Annotated in this window: 14 protein-coding genes; 8 read left to right on the forward strand and 6 right to left on the reverse strand. The window is 67.6% G+C overall.

The features are described 5' to 3' along the window. The coding region (locus ACFWUU_RS40095) for a DUF554 domain-containing protein (protein WP_380183883.1) at positions 1–836 on the reverse strand (836 nt) is incomplete at its 3' end. 127 nt (positions 837–963) lie between these two features. Between ACFWUU_RS40095 and ACFWUU_RS40100 the strand changes: the two genes are divergently transcribed. Further along, positions 964–1,605 carry a GNAT family N-acetyltransferase gene (locus tag ACFWUU_RS40100; RefSeq protein ID WP_380183885.1) on the forward strand — a complete coding sequence of 214 codons (642 nt, stop codon included), beginning with the start codon at positions 964–966 and terminating at the stop codon, positions 1,603–1,605. Here the strand turns inward: ACFWUU_RS40100 and ACFWUU_RS40105 are convergent. Continuing rightward, on the reverse strand, positions 1,568–1,957 hold the full coding sequence (locus ACFWUU_RS40105; RefSeq protein WP_134103949.1) for a hotdog fold thioesterase: 390 nt from the start codon (positions 1,955–1,957) through the stop codon (positions 1,568–1,570). The genes ACFWUU_RS40100 and ACFWUU_RS40105 overlap by 38 nt on opposite strands. 104 nt (positions 1,958–2,061) lie before the next feature. Here ACFWUU_RS40105 and polA point away from each other — a divergent pair, with 104 nt between their 5' ends. After that, positions 2,062–4,764 carry a DNA polymerase I gene (gene polA / locus ACFWUU_RS40110; RefSeq protein ID WP_380183939.1) on the forward strand — a complete coding sequence of 901 codons (2,703 nt, stop codon included), beginning with the start codon at positions 2,062–2,064 and terminating at the stop codon, positions 4,762–4,764. Between the two features lie 5 nt (positions 4,765–4,769). Here polA and ACFWUU_RS40115 read toward each other — a convergent pair whose 3' ends face one another. Continuing rightward, positions 4,770–5,243 (reverse strand): NUDIX domain-containing protein, encoded by a 474-nt coding sequence (locus ACFWUU_RS40115; protein ID WP_380183887.1) that lies wholly within the window; start codon positions 5,241–5,243, stop codon positions 4,770–4,772. 246 nt (positions 5,244–5,489) lie between these two features. Here ACFWUU_RS40115 and ACFWUU_RS40120 point away from each other — a divergent pair, with 246 nt between their 5' ends. Genes ACFWUU_RS40120 through ACFWUU_RS40130 form a run of 3 tightly spaced genes read left to right on the forward strand, consistent with a single transcriptional unit; the run spans position 5,490 to position 9,160 of the window. Beyond that, entirely contained in the window at positions 5,490–7,241 is a 1,752-nt protein-coding gene (locus ACFWUU_RS40120) for a hypothetical protein (RefSeq protein WP_380183889.1), read from the forward strand. Further along, positions 7,238–8,173, forward strand: a complete 936-nt coding sequence (locus ACFWUU_RS40125; RefSeq protein ID WP_137254716.1) for a carbohydrate ABC transporter permease — start codon at positions 7,238–7,240, stop codon at positions 8,171–8,173. The genes ACFWUU_RS40120 and ACFWUU_RS40125 overlap by 4 nt, the downstream gene beginning before the upstream one ends. A gap of 3 nt (positions 8,174–8,176) precedes the next feature. Further along, positions 8,177–9,160 (forward strand): sugar ABC transporter permease, encoded by a 984-nt coding sequence (locus ACFWUU_RS40130; protein ID WP_137254717.1) that lies wholly within the window; start codon positions 8,177–8,179, stop codon positions 9,158–9,160. A 1-nt stretch (position 9,161) separates the two neighbouring features. On the opposite strand, the gene ACFWUU_RS40135 is transcribed toward ACFWUU_RS40130, so the two are convergent. Next, entirely contained in the window at positions 9,162–10,412 is a 1,251-nt protein-coding gene (locus tag ACFWUU_RS40135; RefSeq protein WP_380183891.1) for an oligosaccharide flippase family protein, read from the reverse strand. Between the two features lie 95 nt (positions 10,413–10,507). Between ACFWUU_RS40135 and ACFWUU_RS40140 the strand changes: the two genes are divergently transcribed. Further along, positions 10,508–13,177 (forward strand): alpha-(1->3)-arabinofuranosyltransferase family protein, encoded by a 2,670-nt coding sequence (locus ACFWUU_RS40140; protein WP_380183893.1) that lies wholly within the window; start codon positions 10,508–10,510, stop codon positions 13,175–13,177. On the opposite strand, the gene ACFWUU_RS40145 is transcribed toward ACFWUU_RS40140, so the two are convergent. Together ACFWUU_RS40145 and ACFWUU_RS40150 are read right to left on the reverse strand one after the other, a co-directional pair. Next, the gene (locus ACFWUU_RS40145) at positions 13,075–14,121 is read right to left on the reverse strand and encodes an acyltransferase family protein (protein WP_380183895.1); all 1,047 of its coding nucleotides are present in this window, start codon (positions 14,119–14,121) and stop codon (positions 13,075–13,077) included. The two genes, ACFWUU_RS40140 and ACFWUU_RS40145, sit on opposite strands and share 103 nt — an antisense overlap. After that, positions 14,118–14,918 carry a class I SAM-dependent methyltransferase gene (locus ACFWUU_RS40150; RefSeq protein WP_380183897.1) on the reverse strand — a complete coding sequence of 267 codons (801 nt, stop codon included), beginning with the start codon at positions 14,916–14,918 and terminating at the stop codon, positions 14,118–14,120. Before ACFWUU_RS40150 ends, ACFWUU_RS40145 begins: the two co-directional genes overlap by 4 nt. A gap of 24 nt (positions 14,919–14,942) precedes the next feature. Here ACFWUU_RS40150 and ACFWUU_RS40155 point away from each other — a divergent pair, with 24 nt between their 5' ends. Beyond that, positions 14,943–15,830: a phosphotransferase family protein gene (locus ACFWUU_RS40155; RefSeq protein ID WP_380183899.1), complete on the forward strand. Its 888-nt coding sequence runs from the start codon at positions 14,943–14,945 to the stop codon at positions 15,828–15,830. 251 nt (positions 15,831–16,081) lie between these two features. Further along, positions 16,082–17,560 (forward strand): 30S ribosomal protein S1, encoded by a 1,479-nt coding sequence (rpsA, locus tag ACFWUU_RS40160; RefSeq protein ID WP_131293342.1) that lies wholly within the window; start codon positions 16,082–16,084, stop codon positions 17,558–17,560. Positions 17,561–17,748: the final 188 nt, after the last annotated feature.

The raw sequence follows: 17,748 nt of genomic DNA on the forward strand, positions 1-17,748 counted from the left end.
TCTGCGTGTTGTCGGGCCCGGGCTGCTTTTTGTTGTTCACCCACTCGGCCCTTAGGGCCTATCGCGGCGAGTCCTGTGGTTTCGTCGGTGGTGTTCCAGTGGCGTATCAAAACGAGCAACTGAACCAGCAGCGGCGCCACGATCAACGCGGGTAGCAGGTCGGCGACCGCTACCTGCTTCAGTTTCAGCAGTCTGAGCGCCACGCCGATCAGCATCACGCCGCCGGTCGCGCCGAGTGCGGTCACATGAGCATCGGGCAGTACATCGCCCAGCACCGCCCCCACAGCCGTCATCGATCCCTGGACGACGAGGACGACGAGAGCCGACGCCGCCACGCCCCAGCCGAACGACGCGGCGAAGGCGATCGAGGTGAAGCCGTCGAGAACCGCCTTCAGATACAGCTGATCCGCGCCGCGGCCGAGCCCGTCGGACAGCGAACCGAGGAACGTCAGCGGCCCGACGCAGAACACCATCGACGCCGAGACGAACCCTTCGACGAACGTGCTCTGCCCCTCGCCGCGGTCGAACCGGCGCTGCATCCAGGCGCCGAAACCTTCCAGCCGTTCCTCGATGTGCAGCAGCGAGCCGGTGATCCCGCCGATCAGCATCGCGCCCAGCACGATCAGCACCGGGGCGCTGTCACCGACCGCGTCGCTGAGCGCCTTGTCGCCGACGGTGAGTGCCGAGGAGATCGCGATCAGCAGCGTGACCAGGCCGATCGCATCGGTGACCAGGTCCCTGGTGCGGTGACTGAGCCGGTGTCCGACGAGTACGCCGAGTACCGAACCGACGAGCACTGTCGCGACGTTCACGACGGTCCCGATTCCGATGAACAAACTGGTCCCTCCGGACAGCTCTGGTCAGCTTTGCATGTGACCCCCGAGGGCCTACTGTTGCGCGAGGACGAGCGTATCGGCCCGTCCGTTCACCTCGGGGGTGGACCGGACCCAGGAGGTCGCTGTGGTGGCAGCCATCGAGGTGAGGGACGCACGCGTGGGTGATGCCGGCGCCCTGGTCGCGTTGTGGCGTGAGCTGACCACCGCCGGGCTGCCGTCCCGGTTGCCCGCGCCGCCGTCGACCGCCGCCGCCGAGGTTGCCGTCAGCAAGCATGTGGACAATCCGTTCGGCCGGCTGCTGGTGGGCGAGCTGGACGGCGACATCCACGGCATGGCCTACCTGCGCAAGACCGCCGTCAGCCCGCTGCACGACGACACCACGGTCACGGTCGAGTACCTGCACGTCAGCGACACCGCCCGCCGGCACGGCCTCGGCAAGGCCCTGATCGCCGAGGCGGTCGCCTGGGCCGAGCACGAGAGCTGCGCCCACCTCGCCGTCGTCGCCCCCGCGATCGCCCGCGAGGCGAACCGGTTCCTGGCCCGGCTCGGTCTCGGCCAGGCCGGCGTACTGCGGTTCGCGAACACGCACACGGTCCGTCGCCGGCTCGCCGCCGAGCACGCGCCGAACCTGCTGGCCCTGCTCTCGTCCCGCCGGTCCGCGTTCGCCCGCCGCGCCCAGCTCAGCGGCACCGTAGGCGGCTCGGTGGGCGGCACGGTGGGCGGCGCCGTGGTCAGCTCCCCGGCGGAGCCTGAATCAGCTGGCAAGTGATCCGCGCGGTGCAGACCCGCTTGTCCCGCTCGTCGGTGACGATCACTTCGTACGACGTCGTCGTCCGGCCGAGGTAGATCGGGGTCGCGACCCCGGTGACCACTCCCTCGCGGACCGCCCGGTGATGGGTCGCGTTGATGTCGACACCGACCGCGACCTTCCCGTACGTCGCCGCGTGCAGCGCGGAGCCGATCGAGCCGAGGCTCTCGGCCAGGACGCAGGACGCGCCGCCGTGGAGCAGGCCGTACGGCTGCGTGTTGCCCTTGACGGGCATCGTGGCGACCACCCGCTCGGGTGACGCTTCGCTGACAACGATTCCCATCAGCTGGAGGAGCGTGCCCTCCATGCCCATACCCGGTCCGAGGTTCGTTTCATCTGTCACGGAAGCAGTGTGTCAGAACTGTCCACGGGACCCACTAGAGTCGGTGTGTGGCTCCAGATACCGACACCTCGACGATGACAAAGGACACCGCGACCCCGGGCACCGGGCGACCGCGGATCCTGCTGCTGGACGGGCACTCGCTGGCGTACCGGGCGTTCTACGCGCTCCCGGTGGAGAACTTCTCCACGACCACCGGGCAGCACACCAACGCGGTGTACGGGTTCACCTCGATGCTGATCAACATGCTCCGCGACGAGCAGCCGACGCATATCTGCGTGGCCTTCGACGTGTCCCGCAAGACCTTCCGCTCCGAGCAGTACGCGGAGTACAAGGCGGGCCGGTCCAAGTCGCCGGACGAGTTCAAGGGGCAGGTCTCGCTGGTCAAGGAGGTGCTGGAGGCACTCCGGATCCCGACCACGGAGATCGACGGCTGGGAGGCCGACGACATCATCGCCACGCTCGCCACGCAGGCGTCCGAGCAGGGCTTCGAGGTGCTGATCAGCAGCGGTGACCGGGACGCGTTCCAGCTGGTCAGCGACGACGTCACAGTGCTCTACCCGAAGCGCGGCGTGTCCGAGATCGCCCGGATGGACCCGGCCGCGATCGAGGAGAAGTACGGCGTGCCCCCGCGGCTGTATCCGGATCTGGCCGCGCTGGTGGGGGAGCAGAGCGACAACCTGCCGGGCGTGCCCGGCGTGGGTCCGAAGACCGCGGCCAAGTGGCTGAACCAGTTCGGCTCGCTGAACGACGTGGTCGACCGGGTCAACGAGATCAAGGGCAAGGCCGGCGAGTCGCTGCGTGAGCACCTCGCCGACGTGATCCGGAACCGGCAGATCAACGAGCTGGTCCGCGACCTGACCCTCGACGTCGTCGTGGACGACCTGGCCCGGACACCGTGGGACCGGGACAAGGTGCACACGCTGTTCGACAGCCTGGAGTTCCGGGTACTGCGGGAGCGGCTCGTCGCCGAACACGAAGAGGTCGACGCGACCGTCGACCACGGGTTCGAGCTGGAGGGCGCGCAGCTGAAGCCGGGCGAGGTGGCGGCCTGGCTCAAGGAGCACGTGAGCACGGGCGAGCGCGTCGGCGTCGCGGTGCAGGGCAGCTGGGGCGGCGGGACCGGCCAGATCACCGGGCTCGCGCTGGCGAACACGTCCGGCGCGGCGGCCTGGTTCGACCCGACGATGATGACGCCCGACGACGAGGCCGCGTGGAAGACCTGGCTCGCCGACGAGAAGCAGCCGAAGGCGCTGCACGATGTGAACGGTCCGCTCCTCGGCTTCCTGGAGCGCGGCTGGACGCTCGGCGGCCTGAGCTCGGACACCCAGCTCAGCGCGTACCTGGTCCGTCCGGACCAGCGTGCGTACGATCTCGCCGACCTGACCGTGCGGTACCTCAAGCGCGAGCTGCGCAACGAGGAGGCCGACAACGGCCAGCTCAGCTTCGACGACGTCGAGGGCGGACCGGCCGCGGACCACACGATGCTGCGTGCCCGCGCGATCGCCGATCTCGCCGACACGCTCGACATCGAGCTCGAGAAGCAGGCCGGTACTCCGCTGCTCGCGGACGTCGAGCTGCCGTTGATCCAGGTGATCGCCGCGATGGAGCGTGACGGCATCGCGGTCGACCGGCCGTACCTGGAGCAGCTCGAGGAGCGGTTCGCGACCGGAGTGCGGGAGGCCGCGACCTCGGCGTACGAGGTGATCGGTAAGGAGATCAACCTCGGGTCGCCGAAGCAGCTGCAGGTGGTGTTGTTCGACGAGCTGCAGATGCCGAAGACGAAGCGGACCAAGACCGGGTACACCACGGACGCGGACTCGCTGCAGGCGCTGTTCGAGAAGACCGAGCACCCCTTCCTGGCGTACCTGCTGGCGCATCGGGACGCGACCCGGCTGCGGCAGACGGTCGAGGGCCTGCTGAAGACGATCAGCCCGCGCGACGGCCGGATCCACACGACGTTCAACCAGACGATCGCGGCGACCGGGCGGCTCAGCTCGACCGACCCGAACCTGCAGAACATCCCGATCCGGACCGAGGAGGGCCGCCGGATCCGGCAGGCCTTCATCGTCGGCGAGGGCAACGAGTCGCTGATGTCGGCGGACTACAGCCAGATCGAGATGCGGATCATGGCGCACGTGTCGAAGGACCAGGGCCTGATCGACGCGTTCAACTCCGGGATGGACTTCCACTCGGTGACCGCGTCCCGGGTGTTCTCGGTCGAGCCGGGCGACGTGACGCAGGAGCAGCGCGCCAAGATCAAGGCGATGAACTACGGCCTGGCGTACGGCCTGTCGGCGTACGGGTTGAGTCAGCAGCTGAAGATCGGCGTCGACGAGGCCAAGGGCCTGATGGACGAGTACTTCGAGGGCTTCGGCGGCGTGCGGGACTACCTGCGCTCGATCGTGATCGACGCCGGCAAGACCGGGTACACCGAGACGATCCTGGGCCGCCGGCGCTACCTGCCGGACCTGACCAGCGACAACCGCCAGCGCCGCGAGATGGCCGAGCGGATGGCGCTGAACGCCCCGATCCAGGGCTCGGCCGCCGACGTGATCAAGATGGCCATGCTCAAGGTCGATGCGTCGCTGCGCGAGTCCGACCTGAAGTCGCGGATGCTCCTCCAGGTCCACGACGAACTGGTCTTCGAGATCGCCCCCGGCGAACGCGAGGCGCTCGAAGAGCTGGTCCGCCACGACATGGGCCACGCGGTCGAGATGGCCGTCCCGCTGGACGTCTCAGTCGGCGTCGGCCGCACCTGGCACGAAGCCGCCCACTAGCTCGTCTACGCGGTCAGATACACCGGCGTCGGATCGGGGGAGAGGGCGTTCTTGATGGACGCCCGTTCCCGGTCCGTCAGCTCGGGCAGGTCGTTCAGCGGCCACCAGCGGACGTCGAGTGACTCGTCGTCGTTGACGCGCGGCTCACCGCGGAGCGGGCGGCAGCGGAAGCACAGGTCGAGGAACTGGACCTGGTCGCCGTTCGGGTAGCTGGCCGGCGGGAGCGACTCGAAACTGACCAGGCGCACGGTCTCGGCCTCGACGGCGGTCTCCTCCTGGATCTCGCGGATCAGGCCGACAGCCGGCTGCTCGCCGGGCTCGAGGATGCCGGATACCAGGCTCCAGCGGCCGTTGTCGGCACGCCGTACCAACAGGACCTGTTCGTGCTCGTCCAGGACCACGGCGGTGACGCCGGTCAGCCACAGCAGGTCGTGGCCGATCTTCTCGCGCAGGTCGAGGATGAACTTCGGTGTCGGCATGCCCAGCACCCTATAGAACGGCCCGGCATGGGTTTCTTGACGCAAGAAAGTTGGATCCTCCAGCGCAAGCGGTAAGCGCTTGCCGCGCAAGATACCGACAGTGATGGACCGATCTCGGTCAGTGCTCGTCGAGGTCTTCCGTGCAAGCGCTTTCTATGTCATTCTCCGGGGCAAAGATCCGAGATCCTATCGGATATCGCTCTCGGATATTTCGTCTTTTGTTCCGACCAGCCGCCAGGAGGAACCATGCCGAACGATGACGCGCGCCCTGGAGTCAGCCGTCGATCATTGATCGCGGGAGCACTCGGCCTGACCGCGGCGACTGCCGGCGGCGGCCTGCTCAGCGGGTGCAGCGGCAAGAGCAACGCCGGCGCCGCGGCCGCAGGTGCCGGTGAGGCCGCTCCGAGCGTGACGCTCGGCCCGAAGCTGACCACCGTGCAGTACCCGGAGGGGTACGTCGGGCCGGTCGCCCGCACGCTGAAACCGCTCACCACCGAGAAGGTCACGTTCAAGATCGTCGTCCAGCAGGACGTGACGATCGGCGACTGGAAGACCAACGCGTTCACGAAGTGGCTCGAGCAGAAGACCGGTGTGCACATCGAGTGGAGCCAGATCGGCGGCACCGACGACGACGTGATGACCAAGGTCAACGCGATGATCGCGGCCGGCGACATCCCGGACGCGTTCCTCGGGATCGCGTTCACCCGCTCCCAGCTCTTCCTGTACGGCGCGCAGGGACTGTTCACCGACGTCGGTCAGCACCTCGACGCCTACGCGCTGAACCTGCAGCAGGCGATGAAGGACTACCCGGAGACCCGCAAGCTGATCCAGGCGCCGGACAAGAAGATCTACTCGTTCCCGGGGATCAACGACTGCTTCCACTGCCGGGCCATCGACGGCCGCGCCTGGCTGAACGTCGACTGGATCAAGCAGGTCGGCCTCGCGATGCCGAAGACGACCGACGAGTTCCGCGAAGTACTGCGTGCGTTCAAGAAGGCCGACCTGGCCGGCAACGGCAAGACCATCCCGTTCGCCGGCTACAACGAGGCTCCGATCGACCCGTTCTTCATGAACGCCTTCCTCTACGATCCGGGCGAGCCGTGGCTGGTGGTCAAGGACGGCAAGGTCGACGTCGCGTTCGACAAGGACGAGTGGCGCGAGGGCCTGAAGTACGTGAACGGCCTCTACAAGGAAGGCCTGATGAGCCGGGACGTCTTCACCGCCGACGGCGACCAGTTGAAGCGGTACGGCAACGCGCCGGGCAAGCCGCTGATCGGCGGCGCCCGGTCGAACTACTGGGGCAACTTCCTCGACATCGACCAGAAGGACCCGAACGCCCGCTGGCGTCAGTACGAGGCCTGCCCGCCGCTGAAGGGCCCGAACGGCGTCCAGTACGCCGCCTGGGACTACCTCACCGTCGGCGTCGAGGTCGCGCACCTGGTGATCACCAAGAAGTGCGCCAAGCCGGATCTGCTGGTCCAGTGGGCCGACGCGCAGTACGAGCTGGAGGCGATTCTGCGCGGGTACGGCGGCCCGAAGTTCGCCTGGGCGAAGAAGGGCGACCTGGGGATCAACGGCAAGCAGGCGGTCTACGGCTTCGACGCGACGTGGAACTCGCAGAAGAATCTCAACTGGGGCCAGGACAACCCGATGTACCGCTCGCAGGACTTCCGGCTGGGCGAGCGGGTGGTGCCTGGCGACCTCACCTTCGAGAAGCCGCTGTACGAGCAGACCAAGGAGCGGTTCTTCCCGCTCAAGCAGCCGCAGGAGATGCAGTTCCCGCCGGTGACGCTGGATGAGGACCAGGCCGCGCAGGAGGCCGAGCTGCGGACCAACCTCAAAGGTGAGGTGAACCAGTCGTTCGCGAAGTTCCTCACCGGGCAGCTCGACCCGAACGACGACGGCGCCTGGAACGACTACAAGGACCGGGTCAGCAAGATCGGTGTGAAGCCGTATCTCGAGCTGCAGCAGGCCGCCTACGAGACCTACAACGGATGAGCGCCGGGACTCTGCCGCCGGACGAGACGCGGCTGGCGGTCGGCTCTTCGATCCAGGACACCCGCGGCGACAAGATCGCGATGGCGTGTATCTACACGGCGCTGGGTCTGTTCTGCCTGGCGATCCTGTATCCGCTCGTCTACGTCCTCAGCGCCTCGGTCAGCAACACCAGGAAGGTGTCGGCCGGCGAGGTCTGGCTGTGGCCGGTCGGGTTCACGCTGGACGCCTACCGGGCGATCTTCGACTACAAGGCGATCGTCAGCAGTTTCGGCAACTCGGTGTACTACGCGGTCGCCGGCGCGCTGGTGGCGACGGTATTGACCCTGCTCGCGGCGTACCCGTTGTCGCGGAAGGGTCTGCCGGGCAAGGGCATCATCATGGGCGCGTTCGTGTTCACGATGATGTTCAACGGCGGACTGATCCCGACGTACCTGGTGGTGGATCAGCTCGGACTGCTGAACACGCGCTGGGCGATCATCCTGCCGACCGCGCTGGCGGTCTGGAACGTGATCATCACCCGGACCTATTTCATGGTGACGATCCCCGAGGAGCTGGTCGAGGCCGGGAAGGTGGACGGCTGCAGCGACTTCAGCTTCTTCTGGCGGGTGGTGCTGCCGCTGAGCAAGCCGATCATCGCGGTGAACCTGTTGTTCTACGCGGTCGGGCAGTGGAACTCGTTCTTCAATGCGCTGATCTACCTGACCAACGAGCATCTCTTCCCGCTGCAGGTCGTGCTCCGGCAGATCCTGATCCAGTCCAAGGTCGACCCGTCACAGATGCAGGACACCAGCAAGCTGTTGCAGATGCAGGAGTTGCAGCAGCAGCTGAAGTACTCGCTGATCGTGATCGGGATGATCCCGCCGCTGCTGGTCTACCCGTTCGTGCAGAAGCACTTCGTCAAGGGAGCCATGGTCGGCTCCTTGAAGGGATAGCCGATGGCGACCTCGACAGAAGCCCGCTCGACCGTCCGGTCCGCCACCCACAAGCGGACCCGGAGCGCGAAGAACGCGGTCGGCCTGGGGCTGCGGATGCGCCGCAACTGGCAGCTGTACGCGATGCTCGCGCTGCCGCTGATCTGGCTGGCGATCTTCGCCTACTGGCCGATGTACGGCGTGATCATCGCGTTCAAGGACTACAACGTGGTGCAGGGGATCTGGGGCAGCCCGTGGGCCGGGATGAAGTACTTCCACCGGTTCGTCGAGTCGTACCAGTTCTGGCGGCTGATCAAGAACACCGTGTACCTGCACGTCTACGAACTGGTGGCGACGTTCCCGCTGCCGATCATTCTCGCGCTCTGCCTGAACACAGTCCGGAAGAAGTGGTTCAGCCGCGCGTCGCAGCTGATCACCTACGCGCCGCACTTCATCTCGACGGTCGTCGTGGTGGGTCTGCTCGTCGTACTGACCAGCCCGAACACCGGCGTGACCAACAAGTTCATCGGCTTGTTCGGGTTCGGTCCGGCCAACGTGATGGGTGACTCCGGGATGTTCCGGCACCTCTACGTGTGGTCCGGGGCGTGGCAGACGATGGGGTTCGCCGCGATCATCTACCTGGCCGCGCTGACCAGCGTGCCGCCGGAGCTGCACGAGGCGGCGATCGTGGACGGGGCGTCGCGGTTGCGGCGGATCTGGCACATCGACCTGCCGGCGATCGTGCCGGTGGCGGTGATCCTGCTGATCCTGGACATCGGCAGGATCCTGTCCGTCGGGTTCGAGAAGGTGCTGCTGATGCAGAACAGCCTGAACCTCGACGTGGCGGAGGTGATCGACACGTACGTCTACAAGATCGGTCTGGCGTCGGCAGTACCGCAGTTCAGCTATGCGACGGCGATCGGGCTCTTCAGATCGGTGATCGGGTTGGTCCTGCTGGTGCTGGCGAACACCTTCGCCCGCCGGTTCGCGAAGTCCAGCCTGTGGTGAGCTAGTCGCCGGCCTGGCGGTGGAGTCCGGTCGCCAGGGCGGCGGAGAGCAGGAGCGCGCAGGTGCTGGTCATTGCGACCAGCACCTTCACGCCGTTCAGGCCGGTGGCGATGCCGGCGCCGAGGACGATCCCGGCCGCCACCGCGAGTACGACGAGGCCGATCCAGATCAGCAGCGCCGCGCGCTTCTCCTGCTGCGCGATCGCGGCGTACACGACGAGTTGGAGTACGGCGTACGCGGAGCCGGAGACTGCGAACAGCCAGGTGTACGGGCCGAGTGGCGCGTACTTCTCCTTGCCGCCGATCACTTCGACGACGATGCCGGGCAGGATCAACGTGCCGACGACCGCGCAGACACCGAGGCCCGCGACGGCCATGATCGCGCGCCGGAGCCGGACCGTGTCGCCGGGGGAGTTGGCAAGCGACGGGAACACCAGCACGATGACGAACTGCGGCAGGAACAGACAGGCCTTCGCAATGATCAGACCGGCCGCGTAGTACCCGCTGTCCTTCTCGTCGAGCAGGGCACGGGCGAAGAGCACGTCCGCGTTCGCGAGCGCGAAGAATGCGAGCAGCGTGTGGGTGCCGTGCACGGACTCCCGCAGTACGTCCTTGACCTGCTGCTTGGTCGAGCCGGTCGATCCGCGGAGGAAGAACTGTCCCAGCAGGGCCGGTACGGCGGCGCCGAGCGCGAGACCGGCCATGGCCCAGTCGAGCGACGGGTGGATCAGCAGTGCACCGCCGCCGAGCACCAGTCGACCGACGCCGGTGGAGAAGTAGACCGCGGCCAGTTCTGTCCAGCGCTTGCTGCCCTGCAGTACGCCGAGCTGCGAACCCATCAGCGTGAGGCCGCCCAGCGTCGGAGCGAGCAGCAGGATCGCGACGACCGAGTCGATGTGGAGCAGCCACATGAACAGCGGCGTCAGTACGAGGCAGAGCGCAGTGAGTCCCAGAGCGGATCGGCGGCCTGCGCGCAGCATCGCGTCGGCCAGCGCGGCCGCGCCGTCGCCGGTGTGCGTGGCGAGCTGGCGAGCACCTGCGGCCTGCAGACCGAGTGAGGCGACGTTGCCGATCAGCAGCAGACCGAGGAGAGCGGTGATCGCTCCGAACTCCTCCGGCATCAGCAGGCGCGAACCGATCAGCGTGAACCCGTATGCGGCCAGATTCATGATCGCCATCGCGACTGCGACCACGGTGGCGCTGCGCAGGAAGGCACTGCGCGGCGCCTGCGGTTGGGTGGTGCCCGACGTCATACTGCGCTGCCTCAGATCGGTGGGGTGATATTGCCGACCTCACGGTACGGCAACGATGCCGTCCGGAAGCCGCCGGATCCGTTAATGTCCCGCCGGTGGGGAGGCTGAAAGCAGGTAGTTCGGAGCAGGTGGTCTGGCGAGCTCGGCTCGTGCTGGGCTGCCTGGCTCTGGTGGCGCTGTGCTTTCAGCAGGCTCCGGGCAAGATCCTTGCGGACAGCAGGATCGAGCTGACCGCGGCGCCTGGCCGGTTCCTCTCGCGAGCTCTGCACTTGTGGGACCCGCACACTGCCTTCGGCCAGGTGCAGAGCGACGCCTTCGGCTACCTGCTGCCGATCGGGCCGTTCCACTGGCTGCTGGACGCGCTGTCAGTTCCGGACTGGATCACCCAGCGGCTCTGGTGGTCGTTGGTCCTGTGCGTCGCCTTCCTCGGCATCTGGAAGCTCTGCAGCGTCCTGGAGTACGGCGTGCCGTGGACCCGTTTCGCGGTCGCACTGCTCTACGCGCTCGTGCCGCGCGTGTTCGGCGAGTTCCCGATCGAGGTGTGGCCGATGGCCATGGCTCCGTGGATCTTGCTGCCACTCGTCTCGCCCCGCGTCCGCTCCGGCTGGTGGCGCGCCAGTTGGTCGGCTCTGGCGTTCGCGCTGATCGGTGGCGCAGACCCGGTCGCAGGTGCGGCGACGCTCGTCGTACCGGCGATCTGGCTGGTCAGCCACCGGAAGCTGAGGCTCGCACTCGGTTGGCTCGGCTTTGTGGTGGCCGCGTCTGTCTGGTGGCTGGTGCCGCTCGCGTTGCTGTTCCAGGACGGCGCTGCGCCGCCAGGCCCGCGCTGGCTGCCGGTGATCGGTGTGGTCGTCGGAGTGCCGCTCGCAGTCGCCGGAGCGCACTACCTGCGCCGCCTGGCCAATGTGTCCGTGTCCCGAGGCGTTAGCCGCCGCGTCGTACCGGCCGTGGTCGCGTGCCTGGCCGTCGCTGCAGCTGCGCCCGTGGTCCTGCTGCGACCGGACGGTGCATCCGCAGCGATCCCGGCGCACTGGAATGCCGCGGCAGCGTGGCTGGACGATCAGTCTGCCCCGGGCAGTGTGCTGCTCCTGTCCACCACGACAGAGCCGCTCACGGCATTGGTCAAGCGACCGATGGCCGCGCTGACGGATGACGTGCGGCGCCGCGTCGACTCCGGTGTCGGCGACCAGACGCTGCGGCAGGAGCTCAACCACGACGGCGTCCGGTACGTCGTCGTACGCAATGACCTGGCGGACACGCTCGCGATCCACGAGAGCCTGGCCGACGCCGGCATCGGACGAGTCGCGTACTTCGGTCCCGGCGGGCCGACCCGGATCGCGTACCCGAGCGTGGAGATCTACGACGTCGGCGCGACCACGCCAGGGCGGCTGATCCCGCGGTCCCGGCTTGTGGCGGTCGACGGTACGGCTGACGACGTACCGACTGTTGTGACGGCGCTCGGCGGGAGTGGGAGCGCAGTACTGCGTGAGGACAACAGGCTTGACGGGCTGCCGTTGATCGATACCGATGCGAGCCAGGCAGTCGATCAGCAGCCGAGTGCGGTCGTGCTGCGGAGTCAGGAGATCGGGCGGTCTGGCTGTCTGCACCTCGGGGTACGGGCGTTGTGCAGCCAGGATCAGGCTGCTGATGAACCGCGTGGTCTCTCCCGGACTGTGCGGTTGCCGCAGGCCGCGTCGTACGAGCTGCGGGGTACGGCGTTGCCGAAGGACGGCGAGGCACTGGAGCGGCTGTTGCCGGTGGCCGGCGCGATCACCGCTACCGCGTCCTCGCGGGCCGTCACGGCGCCGGAGGGGCGGCCGGGGGCAGCGGTCGACCGCGACCCCGGGACGAGTTGGCAGGCGGATCCGGATGATCCGAAGCCGAGCCTGACCCTGAAGTTGCCTGCGGCAAGGGATGTGAGCGGGCTGCGCTTCCAGTCCGACACCTACCTGGACGGCTCGCGGCCGGCCGAGGTCGCGCTCCACTTCGACGGCAGTGCACCTCTGAGGGCCGCGGTCGACGCCGACGGGTACGTCCGGTTCGCGGCGCGGCACGCGCAGACGATCAAGGTCGACTTCACCGCGACGAAGCCGTTGCAGGACGCTCATCGGAGTCCGGTCGGGGTCACAGAGGTCGCCGTGCTCGGTGCGGACGAGCTGCGCAAGGCAGTCGATCCGGACCGGCGTGTCCCGTCGTACTGCGGGAACGGGCCTGTGGTGCGCATCGACGGTGTAGCTGCGACGACTCAGGTCGCGGCGACGATGCGGGACCTGCTGCAGCGGCGGCCTGTGCCGTTCAGCCTGTGTGGTGCGACGTCGGTGTCGCTGCGGTCCGGGAGTCACCGCGTCGAGGTGCTCGCAGGTGGTGGGGTCGTTCCGATCGAGACGACGATGGTCAAGGCCGGGTTCGGCGATGTGTCCGTGACGCCGGTGCAGGGTGTGGACGTCTGGCGTCCGAACCCGGCGGAGCTGACGGTCGAGGTGCCGGACGCCGACGAGCAGTCGGTACTGGCGGTCGCGCAGAACTACAACGCGGGCTGGGAGGCGTACGACAGCACCGGCCACAAGCTGACGCCGATCCGGATCGGCGGCTGGCAGCAGGGTTGGGTACTGCCGGCTGGACCCGAGCAGGTCGTCACGGCCAGCTTCATGCCGGCTCGGAGCTACCGCGCCGGGCTGCTGCTCGGACTGGTCACACTGCTGGCAGTCCTAGCCACCGCAGTGTTCTTCCCGAAACGCAGGACCGGCCGCTCGATCAGGCGGTAACTTGCGGCGGCCAGCACGACCGCACCCACCAGCGTCACCAGCAGCTGTACCGCGAACGGCCCGCGCATCACTCCCAGTACGACGAATCCGTACACCACCACGCCGTACGACAGCCGCGAACCGATCTGCGCCGGGCGACCACCCAGCACGCGGACTGTCCTCGCCGAGGGCGTCAGGATCGGGAAGAGCGCGCATGCGACGACTGCGGTGTAGAGCAGGCCCTTGAGCAGTGCCTGCGCCGGCGTGGGCGCAGAGTGGTCGTACGGTCCCGCGAGCGGGGTCGCGGAGATCAGGAGCAGCGCTGCGGCGATGCCCCAGAGCGTTCCAGGGACTCTGGTCAGAGTGTCGAGTGCGGAGGGTCCGAGGCGACCTGTGGCGCGGGCGACCTGCCAGAGCGCCAGACCCATGCCGACCGCGAACCAGCCGAGGTACCCGGGTAGCCAGAGGCCTGCCTGCGGGTGATCGGTTGCCGTGACTGCTGCCATCCACACCGGGCCGAGCACGGTCAGCGCGACCAGCACTAGGAGCCGCCAGCGGACACTGCGGCGGGTCGGTCGCTCGTAGCCGGTCAGAAGTCGGCCCAGGCCGGGGAGGAGCAGGTAGAAGGGGAGTGGAGTCAGGACGGCCCACCGGAGGTACGCCGTCGCCGGATGGGGAACGAAGGCGATCGACAGCACGATGGTGATCAGCAGCGCGGGGAGGATCCGCAGGGCACGGGCGCGCAGGTAGGGCAGCGTGAGCGGCGGCTCGGTGGCCGAGAACCATGCGACGACGTGCGGCCGGTAGAGCAGGAAGCCGGAGATCGCACAGAAGATCGCCCAGCCGACGTCCAGCCGGGACACGACACCGGCGAGCGGCGCATGTGTCTGCAGGCCGACCTGCGCGGTCACCACTGCGAGCGCGGCGATCGCTCGCAGCCCGTCGACTGCTGGGAATCGGGTCATGCGCTCGGCGCCTTGTGCGCGGTCCAGATGGCAGTGCCGGGTACGAGCGGTCCGCGTTCGGGTCCCCAGCCGCCCCAGACCAACTCGTGTCCGGCTGGCCACTCCGGCTCGAGCAGGTCGTCGACGACGAAGCCGGCGCCGGTCAGCTCGCGGATCCAGTCGCCGGTGGTGCGGTGATGCTCGGCATACACCGGCGTACCGGAGTCGTCGACCTCGACGTACGGCGTGCGGTCGAAGTACGAGTGGGTGATGCGCAGGCCCGCCGGCGAGGGGTCGTCGGGCATCGTCCAGCGGAACGGGTGGGTCACCGAGAAGACGAGCAGACCGCCTGGTCGCAGCACGCGGGCCAGCTCGCGGACCGCCGTACCGACATCGGCGACGAAAGGCAGTGCGCCGAAGGCGGAGCAGGCGATGTCGAAGGTGCTGTCGGCGTACGGAAGGGCTACCGCGTCTGCCGCGACGGTGCGGACCGACGTACCGGTCTGGGCGTCCAGGTCCTTGGCGACACGGAGCTGTTCGAGAGAGATGTCGAAGGCAACCACATCGGCGCCCTGGCCGACGAGCCAGCGGGAGCACTGGGCCGCGCCGCAGCCGACCTCGAGGATCCGCTTGCCCTTGACCGGACCGAGCAGCTGGGCGGACTCCTCGTCCACACCCTCGGGAGACCAGATGAACCGGTCGTCGCCGAGGAAGTCGCCGTGCTCCTCCAGGTACTCGTCAGCTGCCGAGTCCCAGTAGGTACGACTGGCCCGCGAGGTCTCCACCTCGGTCAGTTCCACCCGTACCGGCCTGTTCACCCCGCACACTCTAGTGTCGAAACCATGAGCGACTTCGCCGCTAGTGCCGTTCCGTTGCCAGGCGGTTACCAGGGCCAGACCTACGCGGTCAGTGCGGGCGGTGAGGACGCCGTACTGAAGCTGTATGTGAAGGACCCCGCGCGGGCGGCTGTGGATGCCGCACTGCTCCAGCTGGTGCGTGGATTGCTCCCGGTACCGCGGGTGCTCGACGTGAAGCGGGAGGGCGCGCCGGACGATCCGCCGTACCTGCTGACCGAGAGGTTGCCGGGCGTGAACCTGGAGGTCTACCTGGCGACGGCCGGGGAGGACGAGCGGCGGTACGTCGGGCAGCAGTTGGGCGAGCTGCTCGCGCGGTTGAGCGGGATGCCGTTCCGCTCCTTCGGGCTGTTCCGGGACGGGGACCTCGGGATCGAGCCGCTCCGCGGGGACCTGGAGCAGTACCTCGACAGCCTGGACCTCGGGATGACGCCGGCGCAGCGGGAGGGTCTGGAGAGCGTGTTCATGGACGCCGAGGACCTGCTGGCCGAGGGCGTCGACCGGTTCTGCCTCGTGCACAGCGACTTCAACCCGAAGAACCTGCTGGTGGACCCGGAGACGGTCCGGATCACCGGGCTGATCGACTGGGAGTTCGCCCACGCCGGCTCGCCGTACGCCGATCTGGGCAACCTGCTGCGGTTCTGCACGGATCCGGTGCTGGCCCGGCCGGTGCTCGACGTACTGCGGGGGACTGGTCTGCTGGGATCCGACCGGCTGGTCGATCTCGGCCGGGCGGCGGATCTGTGGGCGCTGCTGGACCTCGCCGCGCGGACGCCGCGGCATGAGGTCGCCGCCGCGGCGCACCGGCTGGTCTTCCGAATGGCGGACACCGGACACCTCTCCGCAGGCCGTCCGGACCTGGAGGTCGTACTCTGAGGTCAATGGCATGTGGAGAGACCTCGGCAGGCGCTCGGTAGGCACCGGGTGCCCCAGGTTGTGCTGCCTTCGTAAAGACCGGTATTCTGTCAGATGCGCTATGGGCCCGCGCGACCTCGGACCGAGCAGGCTCGTGACTCGCAGCAGTCGGTGGTGAATCTGTCGTCTTCAGGCAATCCCGCGGTTTGGTGCGATCCAAAGGTTCATGACGCAACCGCACGACACCACCAGTCCACGGAGCAACCCACCACATGACGGCCAGCATCGAGGCTCCCCTCGACCCCGCAGTGCGCAACACCCCGCAGGTAGCGGTCAATGACATCGGGTCGGAGGAAGACTTCCTCGCGGCGATCGATCAGACCATCAAGTACTTCAACGACGGCGACATCGTCGAGGGCACCATCGTCAAGGTCGACCGGGACGAGGTCCTGCTCGACATCGGTTACAAGACCGAAGGCGTGATCCCCTCCCGCGAGCTGTCGATCAAGCACGACGTCGACCCGAACGAGGTCGTCAACGTCGGCGATCACGTCGAGGCCCTGGTTCTCCAGAAGGAGGACAAGGAAGGCCGTCTGATCCTCTCGAAGAAGCGCGCCCAGTACGAGAAGGCCTGGGGCACGATCGAGAAGATCAAGGAAGAGGACGGCGTCGTCACCGGCACCGTCATCGAGGTCGTCAAGGGTGGACTCATCCTCGACATCGGCCTCCGTGGCTTCCTGCCGGCCTCGCTCGTCGAGATGCGCCGGGTCCGCGACCTCCAGCCGTACGTCGGCCAGGAGATCGAGGCCAAGATCATCGAGCTGGACAAGAACCGCAACAACGTGGTCCTGTCCCGCCGGGCGTGGCTGGAGCAGACGCAGTCCGAGGTGCGGATGAACTTCCTCACCCAGCTGCAGAAGGGCCAGATCCGCAAGGGTGTCGTCTCCTCGATCGTCAACTTCGGTGCGTTCGTGGACCTCGGCGGCGTCGACGGTCTGGTGCACGTCTCGGAGCTGTCCTGGAAGCACATCGACCACCCGACCGAGGTCGTCGAGGTCGGCCAGGAGGTCACCGTCGAGGTGCTGGACGTCGACATGGACCGCGAGCGTGTCTCGCTGTCGCTGAAGGCGACCCAGGAAGACCCGTGGCAGCAGTTCGCCCGGACCCACCAGATGGGCCAGATCGTGCCCGGCAAGGTCACCAAGCTGGTTCCGTTCGGTGCGTTCGTCCGCGTGGAGGAGGGCATCGAGGGTCTGGTGCACATCTCCGAGCTGGCCGAGCGGCACGTCGAGATCCCGGAGCAGGTCGTCCAGGTCAACGACGACGTCATGGTCAAGATCATCGACATCGACCTGGAGCGGCGCCGGATCTCGCTGTCGCTCAAGCAGGCGAACGAGGGTGTGGACCCGGTCTCGGACGACTTCGACCCGACGCTCTACGGCATGACGGCGACGTACGACGACCAGGGCAACTACATCTACCCCGAGGGCTTCGACCCGGAGACGGGCGAGTGGCTCGAGGGCTTCGACGCGCAGCGTGAGGAGTGGGAGCGGCAGTACGCCGAGGCCCACACGCGCTGGGAGGCCCACAAGAAGCAGATCGAGGACGCCAAGACGGCAGACGTCGAGGCCGGCGAGGCATCGACGTACTCCTCCGCTGCTGCCCCGAAGGACGACGCCCCCGTCGAAGGCGCCCTCGCCTCCGACGAGGCCCTCCAGGCCCTCCGCGAAAAACTGACCGGCCAGGGCTGATCAGTTAGCTAAACCCTTCGAGACCCCCGCACCCTCCTGGGTGCGGGGGTCTCGTACGTTCAGGGGCCATTCAGAAACAAAGAAAGAACAGCAACAAGAAGAGATCAAGAAATATGGAGTGGGGAGTTGGGTGCCTGGCTGGTCCGGTGGTCCGGTGGCGGTCGGCCTTGCTTCACACCCGCGCCGCA

It is taken from the genome of Kribbella sp. NPDC058693 (genome assembly GCF_042715335.1).
Taxonomy (GTDB): domain Bacteria; phylum Actinomycetota; class Actinomycetes; order Propionibacteriales; family Kribbellaceae; genus Kribbella; species Kribbella jiaozuonensis.